Annotated in this window: 18 protein-coding genes; 5 read left to right on the forward strand and 13 right to left on the reverse strand. The window is 62.1% G+C overall.

Annotation, left to right across the window (positions count from 1 at the left end; all coding sequences use genetic code 11):
• Positions 1-140 precede the first annotated feature (140 nt).
• The 4 genes from ABY403_RS04605 to ABY403_RS04620 all read right to left on the reverse strand — a co-directional run bounded on the left by ABY403_RS04605 (position 141) and on the right by ABY403_RS04620 (position 3,103).
• Positions 141-590 (reverse strand): YcgN family cysteine cluster protein, encoded by a 450-nt coding sequence (locus tag ABY403_RS04605; protein ID WP_372839413.1) that lies wholly within the window; start codon positions 588-590, stop codon positions 141-143.
• Positions 591-630: 40 nt separating this feature from the next.
• Positions 631-1,557: a bifunctional riboflavin kinase/FAD synthetase gene (locus ABY403_RS04610; protein WP_372839416.1), complete on the reverse strand. Its 927-nt coding sequence runs from the start codon at positions 1,555-1,557 to the stop codon at positions 631-633.
• A 39-nt stretch (positions 1,558-1,596) separates the two neighbouring features.
• Positions 1,597-2,040, reverse strand: a complete 444-nt coding sequence (locus tag ABY403_RS04615) for a MaoC family dehydratase (RefSeq protein ID WP_372839419.1) — start codon at positions 2,038-2,040, stop codon at positions 1,597-1,599.
• Positions 2,041-2,224: 184 nt separating this feature from the next.
• Positions 2,225-3,103 (reverse strand): TIGR01459 family HAD-type hydrolase, encoded by an 879-nt coding sequence (locus tag ABY403_RS04620; RefSeq protein WP_372839421.1) that lies wholly within the window; start codon positions 3,101-3,103, stop codon positions 2,225-2,227.
• 132 nt (positions 3,104-3,235) lie between these two features.
• Between ABY403_RS04620 and ABY403_RS04625 the strand changes: the two genes are divergently transcribed.
• A complete protein-coding gene (locus ABY403_RS04625) occupies positions 3,236-3,682 on the forward strand; it encodes a rhodanese-like domain-containing protein (RefSeq protein WP_372839424.1) in 447 nt (148 codons plus the stop codon).
• A gap of 59 nt (positions 3,683-3,741) precedes the next feature.
• Here ABY403_RS04625 and ABY403_RS04630 read toward each other — a convergent pair whose 3' ends face one another.
• Positions 3,742-4,659: a manganese-dependent inorganic pyrophosphatase gene (locus tag ABY403_RS04630; protein ID WP_372839426.1), complete on the reverse strand. Its 918-nt coding sequence runs from the start codon at positions 4,657-4,659 to the stop codon at positions 3,742-3,744.
• An 80-nt stretch (positions 4,660-4,739) separates the two neighbouring features.
• Positions 4,740-5,753 carry a TraB/GumN family protein gene (locus ABY403_RS04635; protein WP_372839428.1) on the reverse strand — a complete coding sequence of 338 codons (1,014 nt, stop codon included), beginning with the start codon at positions 5,751-5,753 and terminating at the stop codon, positions 4,740-4,742.
• A gap of 168 nt (positions 5,754-5,921) precedes the next feature.
• Here ABY403_RS04635 and ABY403_RS04640 point away from each other — a divergent pair, with 168 nt between their 5' ends.
• The 3 genes from ABY403_RS04640 (at position 5,922) to ABY403_RS04650 (ending at position 8,462) form a co-directional block, all read left to right on the forward strand.
• Positions 5,922-6,209: a co-chaperone GroES gene (locus tag ABY403_RS04640; RefSeq protein ID WP_372839430.1), complete on the forward strand. Its 288-nt coding sequence runs from the start codon at positions 5,922-5,924 to the stop codon at positions 6,207-6,209.
• Positions 6,210-6,255: 46 nt separating this feature from the next.
• Positions 6,256-7,905, forward strand: a complete 1,650-nt coding sequence (gene groL, locus ABY403_RS04645) for a chaperonin GroEL (protein ID WP_372839432.1) — start codon at positions 6,256-6,258, stop codon at positions 7,903-7,905.
• Between the two features lie 350 nt (positions 7,906-8,255).
• The gene (locus tag ABY403_RS04650; protein WP_372839434.1) at positions 8,256-8,462 is read left to right on the forward strand and encodes a cold-shock protein; all 207 of its coding nucleotides are present in this window, start codon (positions 8,256-8,258) and stop codon (positions 8,460-8,462) included.
• A 90-nt stretch (positions 8,463-8,552) separates the two neighbouring features.
• Here ABY403_RS04650 and ABY403_RS04655 read toward each other — a convergent pair whose 3' ends face one another.
• From ABY403_RS04655 to ABY403_RS04685, 7 genes are all read right to left on the reverse strand, one after another.
• Positions 8,553-8,903, reverse strand: coding sequence for an H-type lectin domain-containing protein (locus tag ABY403_RS04655; RefSeq protein ID WP_372839436.1), 351 nt, complete (start codon positions 8,901-8,903; stop codon positions 8,553-8,555).
• 94 nt (positions 8,904-8,997) lie between these two features.
• A complete protein-coding gene (locus ABY403_RS04660; RefSeq protein ID WP_372839438.1) occupies positions 8,998-9,396 on the reverse strand; it encodes a F0F1 ATP synthase subunit epsilon in 399 nt (132 codons plus the stop codon).
• A gap of 13 nt (positions 9,397-9,409) precedes the next feature.
• Positions 9,410-10,834: a F0F1 ATP synthase subunit beta gene (atpD, locus tag ABY403_RS04665; RefSeq protein WP_372839442.1), complete on the reverse strand. Its 1,425-nt coding sequence runs from the start codon at positions 10,832-10,834 to the stop codon at positions 9,410-9,412.
• A 20-nt stretch (positions 10,835-10,854) separates the two neighbouring features.
• Positions 10,855-11,724 (reverse strand): F0F1 ATP synthase subunit gamma, encoded by an 870-nt coding sequence (locus tag ABY403_RS04670; RefSeq protein WP_372839444.1) that lies wholly within the window; start codon positions 11,722-11,724, stop codon positions 10,855-10,857.
• A 20-nt stretch (positions 11,725-11,744) separates the two neighbouring features.
• Complete coding sequence (gene atpA / locus ABY403_RS04675; protein WP_372839446.1) at positions 11,745-13,274, reverse strand: F0F1 ATP synthase subunit alpha; 1,530 nt, start codon at positions 13,272-13,274, stop codon at positions 11,745-11,747.
• Complete coding sequence (locus ABY403_RS04680; protein WP_372839448.1) at positions 13,274-13,834, reverse strand: F0F1 ATP synthase subunit delta; 561 nt, start codon at positions 13,832-13,834, stop codon at positions 13,274-13,276. Before ABY403_RS04680 ends, atpA begins: the two co-directional genes overlap by 1 nt.
• 295 nt (positions 13,835-14,129) lie before the next feature.
• On the reverse strand, positions 14,130-14,888 hold the full coding sequence (locus ABY403_RS04685; protein WP_372839450.1) for a hypothetical protein: 759 nt from the start codon (positions 14,886-14,888) through the stop codon (positions 14,130-14,132).
• A gap of 182 nt (positions 14,889-15,070) precedes the next feature.
• Between ABY403_RS04685 and gloB the strand changes: the two genes are divergently transcribed.
• The gene (gene gloB, locus ABY403_RS04690) at positions 15,071-15,838 is read left to right on the forward strand and encodes a hydroxyacylglutathione hydrolase (protein WP_372839452.1); all 768 of its coding nucleotides are present in this window, start codon (positions 15,071-15,073) and stop codon (positions 15,836-15,838) included.
• The last annotated feature ends 205 nt before the right edge of the window (positions 15,839-16,043 follow it).

A 16,043-nucleotide genomic window follows, 5' to 3' on the forward strand; every position in this document is an offset into this window, starting at 1 on the left:
AACACCTCGCGCAGCCGGGCGCGCACCTGCTCCATGATAGGGTCATTGCCATAGGGCATCGCATAACCGCTGTTGGCGGCGATAACGGCTGCAAGAATCTCGGGTGCGGCGGCAGAGGTATTGTCAGAGGCGAAGTTCATTTAAAGGTCCTCAATGATATAGTCTTCCCAGTCAGCTTCGGGCACATCGCTTTCAGACACCGTCCAGCCGCGCACCGATTGGCCCGCTTCGTGCACGCTGTTGGGATCACCTGTCAGCAGCGGATGCCAATCGGGCAAGGGCTGGCCGAAAAAGCGCAGCCGATAGGCGCAGGTCGAAGGCATCCAATAAGCACCCTTCTTGATGCTTTTGGGCGTCATGCGCACACATTCGGGCACGAATTGGTGGCGGTTGTCGTAAGACTTGCAGCGGCAGGACTCGCCATCAAGCAGGCGGCAGGCAACGCGGGTAAAGGCGACCTCGCCGTTATCCTCGAACTCGAGCTTGTTGAGGCAGCACTTGCCGCAGCCATCGCAGAGCGCCTCCCATTCGGAAGGTGTCAGCGAGGTAAGCGGCAATTCCCAAAAGCGTGGGCGGTGAGGCGATGTCATGGCGCGGAAGCTGACCTAAAGGCGCGCAAATGGAAAGGGGTCAAAGCGCAGACAGGCACGAACGCGCGGCACCACAATCGGCCTCGATCTGCGTGACAAGAGCTTCGAGGCTTGCGAACTTGATCTCGGGGCGCAGGTAATCGACCAGCGCAACCGAAAGGTGCTGGTCGTAAAGGTCGCCCGAAAAGTCGAAGATATAGGTTTCCAGATTAGGGGCGTTGCGGCCAAACATCGGCCGCACGCCAAGACTGGCCACACCATCATATTCGCCCGCCTGCGGCCCGCCGAGCACCTCGACGCGCACCGCGTATACGCCCATCCGCGGCAGGTGCAGCCCGGAAAGGCCCATGTTGGCAGTGGGATAACCCATCTCGCGGCCACGCTTTTCACCGTGTTCCACCGCGCCTTCGATACGGTGCCAGTGCCCGAGCATCGCGGCGGCATCTCGCGGGCGACCATCGGAAAGCGCCTGCCGGATCGCGGTTGATGACACATCAAGCCCATCGACGCGCAGCAGCGGCGCGATCGACACGTCAAAGCCGCAGGCCGCACCCAGTTCGGTCAGCAATTCGGCGGTGCCCGTGCGCCCCTTGCCAAAGCGGAAATCCGCCCCCACCGCTACGTGGCGCACGCCAAGCCCGGCGCAAAGCACCTGCTGCGCGAAGTCCTCGGCGCTCATCGCGGCCAACACCTCGTCGAAGTGCAATTCATACAGCCGCTCGACACCCAGCTTTGCCAGCCGGTGCCGCCGCGCTTCGGAGTTCATGAGCCGGAATTGCGCGGCCTTGGGGGTAAAGAAGGCGCGCGGATGCGGCTCAAAGGTAACGATACCAAGCGGCTCTGGCTTTGCAGCGGCAAGCGCTATCACCGAGCGGTGGCCCAAATGCACACCGTCGAAATTGCCCATAGCCACCGAGGCGCCCTTGAGCGCCGGGTCAAGCCCTTGCCAATCGGTGATGGTCTGCATCGTCCCCGCTTCGCATATGCGGCGGAGTGGCCCGCCCGTTCAGTCGAACTTGTGACTGGGCGCCAGCACCAGCGCCTCGCCCTTCAGCACCACCGTATCGCCCACGAAGCAGAGGGTTTCAAGCGTGACTCGCCGCCGCGCAAGATCGACTGCAGTAACCTTGACCTCGGCGCGCACCAAATCGCCCGGCCGCACCGGGGCCATGAAGCGCAGCGACTGGCCAAGATAAACCGAACCGTGGCCGGGAAGCTGTTCGCCGATTACCGCTGAAATCAGCGCGGCGGTCAGCATTCCATGCGCGATGCGACCTTCAAAGATCGACCCTTGGGCGTAGGCGTCATCTAGATGCACCGGGTTATGGTCGGTCGAAACCTCGGCGAAAAGCGCGATGTCTTGATCGGAGACGCGCTTCTGAAGCCCCCGAGTCATGCCAACTTCGATGTCTTCGATGAAGATCGTGCCACGCGGCAGATTGTCGAGCATCATCGCGCCCCTTGAAGACTCATGTTGCGCCGCAGCATAGCGATGGCACTACCGGCGCGCAACATACAAACTCTTTGGTGGCACATTCCGCAACTATGTTGCTTTGCGCCCCAAAATGACAGATTACTGGGCGCGAATTGACACGAAAACCCGTATTACCGCAACCGAATATCGATGGATGCGCCTAGCGTAGCCGCGCCGCAGCATAGGTGGGCGCCTGCTTCTGCCCGGCCAGCCAAGCGTCGAGCAGCGCGGGATCGGGCTGATCGGGGTCCGGCCCGAACTCAGCAGCCGAAAGCCCTGCGGTGATGAACAGCACGTCCATCCCCTCGCCCGCAGCGCCCGCTACATCGGTGCCGATGCCGTCACCAATGGCAAGCACCCTGCCCTCACCCGCACCGCCAAGCTCAGAAAGTTTGCGCATTGCCATATCGTAGATCGGCGGGTGCGGCTTGCCGAAATACAGCGCCTTGCCGCCCATCTGTTCGTAAAGCTCGGCCAGCGCCCCCGCGCACCAGATGCGCTTTTCCCCCATATCAACCACGATGTCCGGGTTGGCGCAAAGCATCGGCAGGCCACGGGTTTTTGCCAGCAGAAAACGGGCGCGATAATCGTCGGGCTTTTCGGTCAATTCATCGAAGGGGCCGGTGCACAGAATCGCGTCGGCATCGTCCAGCGCCACTCTTTCGATCGGCGCGGCATCGGCCCATTGCGGCGGCACCTCGGTGAAAATGCCGTCATCCTTGTCTGGGCCAAGATGCCAGATGCGCCGCCCGACCGCGCCCGAAAACAACGCATCCTGCGTCGCATCGCCCGAGGATATCACCGCATCCCACGCATCACGCGCAACACCCATGCGGTCGAGCGCCTCGATCACATAGCGCGAGGGGCGCGGGGCGTTGGTCAGCAGGATGACCCGGCCACCGCCCGCGCGAAATTGCCGCAGCGCGGTGACGGCGGCGGGAAAGGGCTCCACGCCATCGTGCAGGCACCCCCAGAGGTCGCAAAACACTGCGTCATAAGGCTGCGATATATCTGCAAGTGCGGTGACGATACGGGTCATTGCGCCTCTCCATTTGGCTCTTCATGAACGGCGCGGCGCAAAAAGGAAAGGGGCGCTGCGCAAAGACGTGACTTGCTAAAATGACCGATTCCCTCATATATCGCCCGTCGAATATGAATTAGAGGGCGAAGCATGAGCAGCATCACAAAACGGCAATTTCTGGCGCTTGGGGTCGGCGCGGTGGCCATTGCAGGGGCAGGCTATGCGTGGAGCCAAAGCACCGCTACCAGCAATGCGCCCGCATTCGAAGAGCGGTCCATGACCGTGGCCGAAATGATGGCGTCGGGTGCGCTGGTCGTCGATATCCGCAGACCCGATGAATGGGTCGAAACCGGCGTAATCGACGGCGCAACGCTTTTAACCTTTGAAAGCCCGAACAGCTTTCTGGAAAAGATCGGGCCGCAGATTGCTGACGGGCGCGACGTTGTTCTGATCTGCCGGAGCGGCAATCGCAGCAGACTTGCCGCAGAAGCCCTTGCACCGATGATCCCCAACCACGTCGTTTCGGTTGTGGGCGGCATGAGCCAGCAAATCGCCGAAGGCTATCAGACCTCGCGCCCGGTCTGCCCGGCCTGCTGAAAAAAACGGCCTCGCCGCATGAAAGCAGCGAGGCCTTTTTTTGTCCGAAGCGGTCTTTCTTAGACCTTCAGCGCCGGGATGATCTGCTTTTTGCGGCTCATGATACCGGGCAGCACAACAGTGTCGCCCATGACCTTGGCACCAAAGCTCGCTTCCGCGATGCGCTTTACCAGATCATTCGGCACCAGAAGCGTGGCTTCTTCGCGCAGGATATCCACCACGAACAGCAGAACCTGATCGGCACCGTCCTCGGTAGCCACCCCCGGCATCGCGGCCATCAGTTCGGCCTTGCGCGCCAGCACCACGGCCGGTGCCGTGGTTTCCAGCACCGAAACCCGCAGTTGCTTGCCCGCAACCTCGTATTCCTTGCTGTCCATGCGCAGCAGTTCCGCTTCGGAGAAAGCGGAAACGTCTGATTTGGCGGCAAACAGTTCGGCCGCGTAATCGGCGATAGAGATGCCAAGCTCGAGCGCAAGCTTTTCGGCCACCGCGCGGTCGTGTGGCGTGGTGGTGGGGCTGCGGAACTCCAGCGTGTCGGACAGGATGCACGAAAGCATCGCGCATTTGATCGGCTCGGGCATCCGGGCCGCGTCTTCTCCCATCAGATCGTGCATGATGGTGGCGGTGCAGGCCAGCGGGCGGATCGTGATGTCAATCGGCGCGCGCGTCTTGATGCCGCCTGCCAGCATGTGGTGGTCAATGATGCCGATCACGTTGGCGTCGTTGATCGAGGGCGGCAGTTCGGCGGGGTTGTTGGTATCGACGATCACCACTTTTTCGCCCGGCGCGACATCGGCGATGATCTCGGGCTCGCCCAGCGACCAGCGTTTAAGCACGAAGGCCGCCTCGGTGTTCGGCTTGCCCAGCAGCACCGGACGCGCCGGGGTATGCTTGATGGCGGTCAGATACCAAGCCCAGATGATGGGCGAACAGGTTGCGTCGGTATCGGGGGATTTGTGACCCAGAACGGTAATCATATCATGCCTCGTTGGTAATTTGCCGTCTTATAGGGTCTGAGCGCGGGCTTGTCACTTGCCGCGTTGCAGCGTAGCGGCACCTAGCGCGGCAGCGCCAACCGCGTCAGCCGAAACCCCTCGGCCTGAAGCAGGGCAAGCAATCCGCCCTGCCCCGGCAGATGCAACGCCCCGATGGCGACCAGCACCGGGCCCTCAGCGGCCTCGGCCAAGATCGGCGCGAGCCATGCGCGGTTGCGCCGCTCTAACAGATATTCCTCACCCAGCCGCAGTTGCGCATCGACCACTTCGGCATCTAGGCCCGAATTGGCCAGTGCGTCATGGCGCGTAAACTCCCAGATCAGCCGGGTTTCCTCGGCGAAATAGGCACCGGCAAGGGTTGCGGTGTAATCGTCTGCGGCAGAGGCGGTCAGCAGTGCAGCGCGGATCAGATCTAGCTGGTCGGTTTCGGACACAAGGTCAAACAGCGTCAGCGCCGCGTCAAAAGGTTCAAGCGCGCGCACCGGCAAACCGCGCGCATCGGCCGCCGCGATCAATTGCCCGTCGAGCCCCTTTTGCCCCGCCGCCACCTCACCCAAGGCGCAAGGCGAAAGCGATAGCGTCATCGCCGCATACCAAGGCTTGAACTTGGCGGCGAAAAAGGCGGGCACGCCGCGTATGCGCATCGCGTCGCTAAGGCGCTGCCAGTCAGACGCACTAAGACGTTCGGGCAAGGTCGGCCCGTTTGGCACGAAAAAAAGGTCCAGCCGCTCCACCATCGCTGCTTGCAGCGCGGCCTCTTCCGCAGGCCCCGCCTCGACAAGAAGCGCCCGCGCCTCGGCCAAAGCGGGCGCAAGTGCAGCAAGCGTTTCCACATGGCGTGGATCGTCAAAATGAAAGGTGCCAATCAGGGTGATACGCGCATCGCCCCTTTCGGCCCGCCAATACAGCCCTTCGGCAAAAGGTGCCTCTGCGGCGCGGGCGCGCAATTCTGTCTGCACGCTCGGCGCAAGCGCGTCGAACAGGTTTTCCCCAACGCAAAGCGCCAGCGCCGGTGCGGGGGCGCACAGGCAGGTCGCAACGACTATTCGGCAAAGCAAGGATCGGGCGGTGCGCATGGGTTGAAACTGCCACGCATTGCCGCCGCCGCCAAGCGTACAAAGCCGCCCATTTTTTCACGCATGGCGCGGTTGACAGGCGTGGGTGACTTGCCTATCTCACCTCTGCTGGCACTCGCCGTGAGTGAGTGCTAATATCTTTCACACTTGAACCAACGGAGCTTTCACATGGCTTTCAAACCGCTGCACGACCGCGTTCTGGTCAGCCGCGTCAAAGGCGAAGAAAAGACCAAGGGCGGTCTGATCATTCCCGACAACGCGAAAGAAAAACCCGCTGAGGGGCTGATTGTGGCCGTAGGCGAAGGCGCGCGCAAAGACTCGGGCGAACTGATTGCCCCCTCGGTCAAAAAAGGCGACCGCATCCTGTTTGGGAAATGGTCGGGCACCGAAGTCACGCTCGACGGCGAAGAACTGCTGATCATGAAAGAAAGCGACATTCTCGGCATTATCGCCTGAGAAGCGCCTTTCCAAACAACCTCATTCTGAAATCAGGAGCAGACACATGGCTGCCAAGGAAGTTAAGTTTTCCACCGACGCCCGCGACCGGATGCTGAAAGGCGTCAACATTCTCGCAGACGCGGTAAAGGTTACGCTCGGCCCGAAAGGCCGCAACGTGGTGATTGAAAAATCTTACGGTGCCCCGCGCATCACCAAAGACGGTGTGACAGTCGCCAAGGAAATCGAGCTGACCGACAAGTTCGAGAACATGGGCGCGCAGATGGTGAAAGAAGTCGCCAGCCGCACCAATGACGAAGCGGGCGACGGCACCACCACCGCCACCGTTCTCGCGCAAGCGATCATCAAAGAAGGCCTGAAGTCGGTCGCAGCGGGCATGAACCCGATGGACCTGAAGCGCGGCATCGACCTTGCTACCGCCCGCGTGGTCGAGGCCATCAAGGCTGCGGCGCGCCCGGTGAAAGACAGCGACGAAGTTGCGCAAGTTGGCACCATTTCGGCCAACGGCGAGGCCAACATCGGCCGCATGATCGCCGACGCGATGCAGAAGGTCGGCAACGAGGGTGTCATCACCGTCGAAGAAAACAAGGGCATGGAGACCGAGGTCGAAGTGGTCGAAGGTATGCAATTCGACCGTGGCTACCTTTCCCCCTACTTCGTCACCAACGCCGACAAGATGGTGGCCGAGCTTGAAGACGCACTGATCCTGCTGCACGAGAAGAAACTCGGTTCGCTTCAGCCGATGGTGCCGCTGCTCGAGTCGGTCATTCAGTCGGGCAAACCGCTTCTGATCATCTCGGAAGATGTCGAAGGCGAAGCGCTTGCGACCCTCGTCGTGAACAAGCTGCGCGGTGGGCTGAAGATCGCGGCCGTCAAGGCACCGGGCTTTGGCGATCGCCGCAAGGCCATGCTGCAAGACATCGCGATCCTGACTGGCGGTCAGGTGATTTCGGAAGACCTCGGCATGAAGCTCGAGAATGTCACGCTTGACATGCTCGGCAAAGCCAAGCGCGTGACGATCACCAAAGACACCACCACGATCATCGATGGCGCTGGCGAGAAAGCCGAAATCGAAGCTCGCGTGGCCCAGATCCGCACCCAGATCGAAGAAACCACTTCGGACTACGACAAGGAAAAACTGCAAGAGCGCGTCGCCAAACTGGCGGGCGGGGTTGCGGTGATCCGTGTGGGCGGCATGACCGAGACCGAAGTGAAAGAGCGCAAAGACCGCGTTGATGACTCGCTCAACGCGACCCGCGCGGCCGTGCAAGAAGGCATCGTTGTCGGTGGCGGCGTAGCACTGGTGCAGGCTTCCAAGCTTCTGCACGCTATGGAAGGCGCCAACGCCGACCAGACCGCTGGCATCGTGATCGTGCGCAAGGCTCTGGAAGCCCCAATGCGCCAGATCGCCGAAAACGCCGGCGTCGATGGCGCCGTTGTGGCCGGCAAAGTCCGCGACAGCAAAGACCCGACCTTTGGCTTCAACGCGCAGACCGAAGAATATGGCGACATGTTCAAGTTCGGCGTGATCGATCCGGCCAAAGTGGTGCGCACTGCGCTGGAAGACGCGGCCTCGATCGCCGGGCTTCTGATCACCACCGAAGCGATGATCGCTGAAAAGCCCGAGCCCAAAGCTGCCGCTGGCGGCGGCATGGGCGGCATGGGTGGCATGGGCGGCATGGACGGCATGATGTAAGCTGCCCCCACCTGGGTAATTGTGGGAAAGGGCGCCCCCGGGCGCCCTTTTTCATTCGAGAAGCAAGACAACCATCCCTGCCCGCGCCACAGAATGAAGCTGCGCCTTCTGCAGCTTTACCGATACGCCAACGCGCCGGTGCCGAATGGCCGAGCGCGGCGCGTGCGGGCGGCACCTCGACATGAGCATATTTCACAATCATTGCATTATTTGGAAAAGTAGTGCATAAGACACCGGCTACACTTTCTTTATCGACCCGCTGTTTCCTCACGGTTCAGTTTCGATCCAGATGTGACTGAGCCGGGCCACCGCATTTCGCGGGTGGCGAAACAGAAACAGGAGATCTCACGATGGCCAAAGGCACCGTGAAATGGTTTAACGCTACCAAAGGCTTCGGCTTTATTGCCCCGGAAGGCGGCAACCGTGACGTGTTCGTGCACATCTCGGCGCTGGAGCGTGCGGGCATCCGCCAGCTGAATGACGGTCAAGCCGTCACCTTCGACATCGAATCGGGCCGTGATGGCCGCGAATCGGCGACGAACCTGGCACTCGCCTAAGCTTTCGGCAGTGTTTTCGGAATTGGGCGCCCTTGGGCGCCCTTTTTCATGGGTAATTGGGCGCTTAAAGCGGTCAGCGGGTCTGATCTTTCAGCCCACGTCCCAATCATCTTCGTTCTTCACTGCCCCGATGGCCAGCCAATCGGCGCGCACGCGGGCGACGCGGCTGTCCCCCCAAGTGCGGAATACGATCACGAAGCCTTCCTCGGTGACCATGTCCGCCGACAGGTCCATGCGACCGTTGTGCTTTTGGTCCACGTCCCACATCGACAGCGTGACCTGTACCGAAGGCGGCACAAGGAAGGGTTCGGAAAACTCTACCAGACGGCGAAACTCGCGCGGGCCTTCACCAGTCCACATCGCGCCGCCGTCGAGGTAATCGGAAAACAGGATCAGCGAACCCTGATCTACGCCTACCTCGTGGCTACCCAATCGCCGCATCATTCCTCCACTGTTACGCGCAACCTATCGTGCTGGCGCGTAATAAAAAAGCCCCGGAGCAACCCGGGGCCTTTTCCTTTTTCAGACCTGCGGCCTAAAGGCTCATGTGGTCGCCAAGCGCTTCCATGTCGGCCAGCAGCTTCACCGCATCGTCAACCAGATTGTGCGGTGCCGCATCACGCGCGACGCGCGCCTCGGCCACCAGATCCGCGTGGATCGCGGCGCTAAACTCTGCCTTCGGCAGGCCACGCTCGGCCAAGACGGTTACCGACTCGGCGGTGATTTCGGCAAAACCACCCGTCACCACAAAATCGGTAGTGCCCTCGGCCGAAACCACGGTCAAGACGCCGGGGCGCAAGGTGGTGATCAACGCGGCATGGCCGGGCATCGCCGTCAGGTCGCCATCGGCACCTGGAATGCGCACTTCGCGCGCCGCGACCGAGGCCAGGCGGCGCTCGGGCGCGACCAGATCGAATTGCATCGTATCGGCCATCACTCCGCCCTCCTCAGGCTGCTTCGGCGGCCAGACGTTGCGCCTTGGCGATCACTTCCTCGATGCCTCCGACCATATAGAAGGCCGCCTCCGGCAAATGGTCGTATTCGCCCGCAACCACCGCCTTGAACGACTTGATGGTATCTTCCAGCGGAACCTGCTTGCCATCCGAACCGGTAAACACCTTGGCCACGTCGAACGGCTGGCTGAGGAAGCGCTGAAGTTTACGCGCACGCGCCACGGTCAGCTTGTCGTCTTCGCTCAGCTCGTCCATGCCCAGAATGGCGATGATGTCTTGCAGCGATTTGTAGCGTTGCAGGATCTGCTGCACGTCGGTGGCAACCTGATAGTGCTCGGCACCGATGATCGCCGGGTCGAGCAGACGCGAGGTCGAGTCGAGCGGGTCCACGGCCGGGTAGATGCCCAGTTCCGAAATCGCACGTGACAACACGGTGGTCGCGTCGAGGTGAGCGAACGAGGTCGCAGGCGCCGGGTCGGTAAGGTCGTCGGCCGGCACGTAGATCGCCTGCACCGAGGTAATCGAACCCGCGCGGGTCGAGGTGATACGTTCTTGCAGCGTACCCATGTCGGTGGCGAGGGTCGGCTGATAGCCCACGGCCGAAGGGATACGGCCCAGCAGAGCCGACACTTCCGAACCGGCTTGCGTAAAGCGGAAGATGTTGTCGACGAAGAACAGAACGTCGGTGCCCGACTGGTCGCGGAACTGCTCGGCCAAGGTCAGACCGGTCAGCGCGACGCGCATACGGGCCCCCGGCGGTTCGTTCATCTGACCGTAGACAAGCGCCACCTTCGACTCTTCCATCTTCTCGAGGTTGATAACGCCCGATTCGATCATTTCGTGGTAAAGGTCGTTGCCCTCACGGGTCCGTTCGCCAACACCAGCAAACACCGAGAAGCCCGAGTGCACTTTGGCGATGTTGTTGATCAGTTCCATGATCAGAACCGTCTTGCCCACACCTGCGCCGCCAAAGAGGCCGATCTTGCCGCCCTTGGCATAGGGGGCCAGCAGGTCGATCACCTTGATGCCGGTAACCAGCACGAGGCTTTCGGTCGACTGCTCCGAAAACTCGGGCGCGGGTTGGTGGATAGCGCGGGTTTCGGTTTGTGCCACCGGGCCCTTTTCATCGACCGGCTCGCCGATCACGTTGATGATGCGCCCCAGCGTGGCGTTGCCCACCGGCACGGTGATCGGTGCACCGGTATCGGTAACCTTTTCGCCGCGCACGAGGCCTTCGGTTGCGTCCATCGCAACCGCCCGCACCGTGTTTTCGCCAAGATGCTGCGCCACTTCAAGGATCAGCCGCTTGCCGTTGTTGTGTGTTTCGAGCGCGTTCAGAATCGCCGGAAGGCTATCTTCGAACTGCACGTCGACCACGGCGCCGATCACCTGCGTGATTTTGCCAACTGCTTTTGCCATGTCGTTTCTCTCCGGTTCCGTCAGAGCGCCTCGGCGCCCGAAATGATTTCGATGAGCTCTTTGGTGATCGCCGCCTGACGCGAGCGGTTGTAGATGATCGTCAGCTTGTCGATCATCTCGCCCGCATTGCGCGTGGCGCTATCCATAGCCGACATCCGGGCACCCTGTTCCGAGGCACCGTTTTCCAGAAGCGCCGTGAACACCTGAGTGGCCACGCCGCGCGGTAGCAGATCGGCCAGAATGGCCTCTTCGCTGGGCTCGTAGTCATAGCCCACCGCGGCCTGCGCCTCGCCCTCGAACGCCGCCGGAATAATCTGGCGCGGCGTCGGGATCTGCGTCATCACCGACTGGAAGCGGTTGTAGTACAAGGTAGCCACGTCAAACTCGCCCGCTTCGAACCGCGCGAGAATGTCTCGGGCGATCGACTGGGCGTTATCGTAGCCGACGCGCTTCACTTCGGTCAGGTCCACATGCGCGATGAAGTGCTTGCCAAACTCACGCTTCAGCTGCTCGCGGCCCTTCTTGCCGACGGTGAGGATTTTCACCGTCTTTCCGGCCGCCAACAGTTCGTTGATACGGGCGCGCGCAAGGCGCACGATCGACGAGTTGAAGCCGCCGCAAAGGCCGCGTTCCGCGGTCATCACCACCAAGAGGTGGGTCTGGTCGCTTCCCGTGCCGCGCAGCAGGCGCGGTGCGCTGTCTGACGAGCCGACCGAGGCGGCTAGTCCGGCGATCACCGAGTTCATCCGGTCGGCATAGGGCCGCGCGGCCTCGGCTGCATCTTGGGCCCGGCGGAGTTTTGCCGCCGAGACCATTTGCATCGCCTTGGTGATCTTGCGCGTGTTCTTGACGCTCGAGATCCGGTTTTTCAGGTCCTTAAGGCTGGGCATGCCCCACTCCTCTCACGCTCTCAGGCGAAGGTCTTGGCGTAGGCGTCCAGTGCGGCGCGAATGGATTTTTCCAAATCGCCCGCCACCTTGCGGTCGTTGTTGGTGATATCGGCCAGAAGATCGGCGTGGTTGGAACGCAGATGCGCCATCAGCCCCGCTTCAAAACGACCCACATCCTTCACACCGATACCGTCCAGGTAGCCTTTGGTACCCGCGAAAATCGCAACGACGATTTCGGCGTTGGTCAGCGGCGAGTACTGCGGTTGCTTCATCAGCTCGGTCAGGCGCGCGCCACGGTTCAGCAGCTTTTGCGTCGCCGCGTCGAGGTCAGAGCCGAACTGCGCGAAGGCCGCCATTTCGCGATACTGCGCGAGCTCCAGTTTCACCGGGCCAGCCACCGACTTCATCGCCGAGGTTTGCGCCGAAGAACCAACGCGCGACACCGAAAGACCGGTGTTCACGGCAGGACGGACGCCTTGGTAGAACAGTTCGGTTTCAAGGAAGATCTGCCCGTCGGTGATCGAGATCACGTTGGTCGGAATAAAGGCCGAAACGTCGCCACCTTGGGTTTCGATGATCGGCAGCGCCGTCAGCGAGCCGCCGCCAAAGTCTTCGTTCAGCTTGGCCGAACGTTCCAGCAGGCGCGAGTGGAGGTAGAACACGTCGCCCGGATAGGCTTCGCGCCCCGGCGGGCGGCGCAGCAGCAGCGACATCTGGCGGTAGGACACGGCCTGTTTGGAAAGGTCGTCATAGATGATCAGCGCATGGCGGCCCGAATCGCGGAAGTATTCGGCCATCGCAGTTGCCGAATAGGGCGCAAGGAACTGAAGCGGCGCCGGTTCGGAAGCGGTAGCGGCGATCACGGTGGTGTATTCCATCGCGCCGGCTTCTTCGAGCTTCTTCACAAGCTGCGCCACGGTCGAACGCTTTTGCCCGATTGCCACGTAGAAGCAGTGCAGCTTCATCTCGGGGTTGGCTTCGTTGTAGCTTTTCTGGTTCAGAATGGTGTCGAGCGCGATCGCGGTCTTGCCGGTCTGACGGTCGCCGATGATCAGCTCGCGCTGGCCACGGCCGATCGGGATCATCGCGTCAACCGACTTGAGACCGGTCGCCATCGGCTGGTGCACCGATTTCCGCGGGATGATGCCGGGGGCCTTCACGTCGGCCACAAGGCGATGTTCGGTTACGATCGGGCCCTTGCCATCGATCGGGTTGCCAAGGCCGTCAACGACGCGGCCCAGCAGCGCCTCGCCCACCGGCACGTCAACGATCGACTTGGTGCGCTTGACCGTGTCACCTTCTTTGATGTCCCGGTCAGAACCGAAGATCACGACGCCGACGTTGTCGACTTCGAGGTTCAGCGCCATCCCGCGGATGCCGCCGGGAAACTCGACCATTTCGCCCGCCTGGACGTTGTCGAGGCCGTGCACGCGCGCGATCCCGTCGCCGACGCTGAGCACGCGGCCAACCTCGGCCACCTGGGCGTCTTGCCCGAAGTTCTTGATCTGCTCTTTCAGGATCGCAGAGATCTCAGCTGCTTGGATTCCCATTATCCGACCTCTTTCATGGCGTGCTGGAGGGAGGCGAGCTTGGAAGCGACCGAGGTATCGATCATCTTCGAGCCCAGCTTCACGATCATACCGCCGATGAGGCTTTCATCGACGGCGACATTCAATTTGACAGTCTTGCCGCTCTGTTTGGACAACGTCGCGACGAGTTCCTTTGCCTGCGCATCGCTCAACGCCTGCGCGGCGGTAATATCGGCGGTCATTTCGCCCTTGGCATCCGCAATGCGGGCGCGCAGCGCGGCCAGCAGATGCGGCAGCACAAACAGGCGCCGCTTGTCGGCCAAAAGCGCCAGAGTGTTGGTGGCGACCGGGCCAAGCCCCATCTTCGCCGCGACTCCGTCCAACGCGCGGCGCTGTGCGTCACGCGAATACAGCGGCGAGCTGATCAGGTCGCGCAGATCGGCGCTGCTGGCAATCATTGCCTCAAGTGCGGCGACATCGCTTTCCAGCGCGGCAAGCGATTTGCTCTCTTGTGAAAGCTCAAAAACGGCCGACGCATAGCGCCCGGCGATACTTGCGGAAATCGAAGCTGGTTCGGACACGTCAACCCTTCCGATATCTTGGCGCTGGCTCGGCAATCCCCGGACAGCAGACCCCATGTGGCGTGCGAGGCAGCCCCCGGCACGTCTGATTTCGGCGCGGGTGTAGCAGAGCCCCATTGCCCCCGCAACCATCTTGGCCACGGCTTTTGCGCCACCATTGTCGCTATTTTCCGGCCCGGTCGCTACGTCTGCCCGCTCTGCGCCGAAATGGAGGCGCTAACAGCCTGTTCGCGGGTTCAAAAATAGGCGCGATGGTCAGCCATGCGCGGGGTGATTCCGTCGCGCACCGGCCCGCTCAGATCGGCTCGGCTTTCGGGCGGGGCTGGCCTTCAAGCACGCGCAGCGGGCGGCGCACTGCCTCGCCCAAGCCGCCACGGCGCGGTGCCTGCACCTGCTTGGACACCTCGAGTATCACCACCCCGGCGGCCAATAGGCCCGAAACGCGCTGGCCCATGCGTTCCCACATCGGTGCCGAGCGCAGCCAGAACCGGCGGTGCGAGGGCGGAATGTATAGTGCAGCGGCGTGCCGTTCGGGCATGAAACCCGCAGCGCGCGCCTGCGTATCAAGCTGGCCGAGCGTATAGGGCCGCCCGTAGCCGAAGGGTGTACCTTCGCGTGGCGCCCATAGCCCGGCGCGGTTGGGCACAATGAACAGCGCCCGCCCGCCGGGGCCCAAAACCCGCCACGCCTCGGCCATCAGCGCACCGGCGTGATCCGATGTTTCCAGCCCGTGCAGCACGATCAGCCGGTCCACCATGCCGGTTTCCAGCGGCCAGTGCGTTTCTTCGCAAAGCACCGACACATTCGGCAACCCGACCGGCCAAGGCATGACCCCCTGCCCCGCGGGCATCAGCCCGATGACCCGGCGCGCCGTTTCCAGATAGGGGCGCAGCAATGGCACCGCAAAGCCAAAGCCCGCCACCGTCAGCCCGGCCATTTCCGACTGCCCCGCAGGCCAAAGCGCCAGCACCCTATCGCGCACGGCCTTTTGCGCCGCACGTCCAAGCTGGGTGCGATAATAGAAGTTGCGCAGGTCAAGCACGTCGAGATGCATGGAACCCTTGTCCGGCCTCGCCCCCCGAACGGGCGCGCGTCAAAGGTGGGGCCATGCGGCGTATGATGCAAGCGGCAAGCGCTCGCGGCGGCACGCATTTACCGACCGTTGCAAGGTGCATTGCGCAATCCGCAAGCTTGGGCGAAACTGCGCGTCCCTGAAGTGGAAATGCAGACTGGATCATGCCGCTCGAACTCGTCCCCGTTCCATGCCTGGCCGACAACTACGCCTGGCTTGTGCACGATGCCGCGACCGACACGACCGTCGTAATCGACGCGCCCGAGGCCGCGCCGATCTTGCATGCGCTTTTTGCCCGTGATTGGAAGCTGAGCCACATCCTGATCACGCATCACCACGCCGACCATATCCAAGGCGTGCCGATGCTAGAGGCGGCTACCGGGGCGCGCCTTTATGGTGCCGCAGCCGACGCACATCGGCTGCCACCGCTGACCGAAGAGGTAGAGCCGGGCGATGTGCTGCCGATCGGCATGCAGCAGGTAACGGTGATCGGCGTTCCGGGGCACACTTCGGGGCACCTTGCCTACTACTTCAAAGACGCGGGGCTGGCCTTTACTGGCGACAGCCTGATGGGCTGGGGCTGCGGGCGCTTGTTCGAGGGAACACCGGCAGAGATGCTCGGCTCGCTCAAACGCCTCGCAGCACTGCCGGACGACACGCTGATCTGCTCGGGACATGAATATACCCTCGCCAACGGCCGCTTTGCGCTTAGCCTAGAGCCGGGCAAGCCGGAACTGGTCGCGCGGATGAAATCGGCGCAAACGCTGCAAATGGAGGGACGCCCGACGCTGCCGGTGCCGCTGTCGCTTGAATGTGCGACCAATCCCTTTCTGCGTGCCACCTCGCCCGCCTTGGCCGCGGCGATAGGCATGAAGGGGGCCGACGAGCTGGCCGTCTTTACCGAACTGCGCGCACGTAAGGATCGTTTCTAGCGCCGGGCGCGGGGCTATTTGCGATCACATTTTCAGCGACAATCGGCACAGGTGCGACAAAAGTGCAAGAAAGCCCTTGAAGCCGCCCGATTTCCACCGAAGTTTAAGAACAAGTACCAAGGGTGCGCCTGCGGCCTCCGCCGACATCCGCCACCCGTTGAAAGGAGCACCGACGTGCCTTCATTCTCGACGACGCTCGAACAAG

It is taken from the genome of Phaeovulum sp., assembly GCF_041596715.1.
In the GTDB taxonomy this organism is placed as follows: domain Bacteria; phylum Pseudomonadota; class Alphaproteobacteria; order Rhodobacterales; family Rhodobacteraceae; genus UBA6213.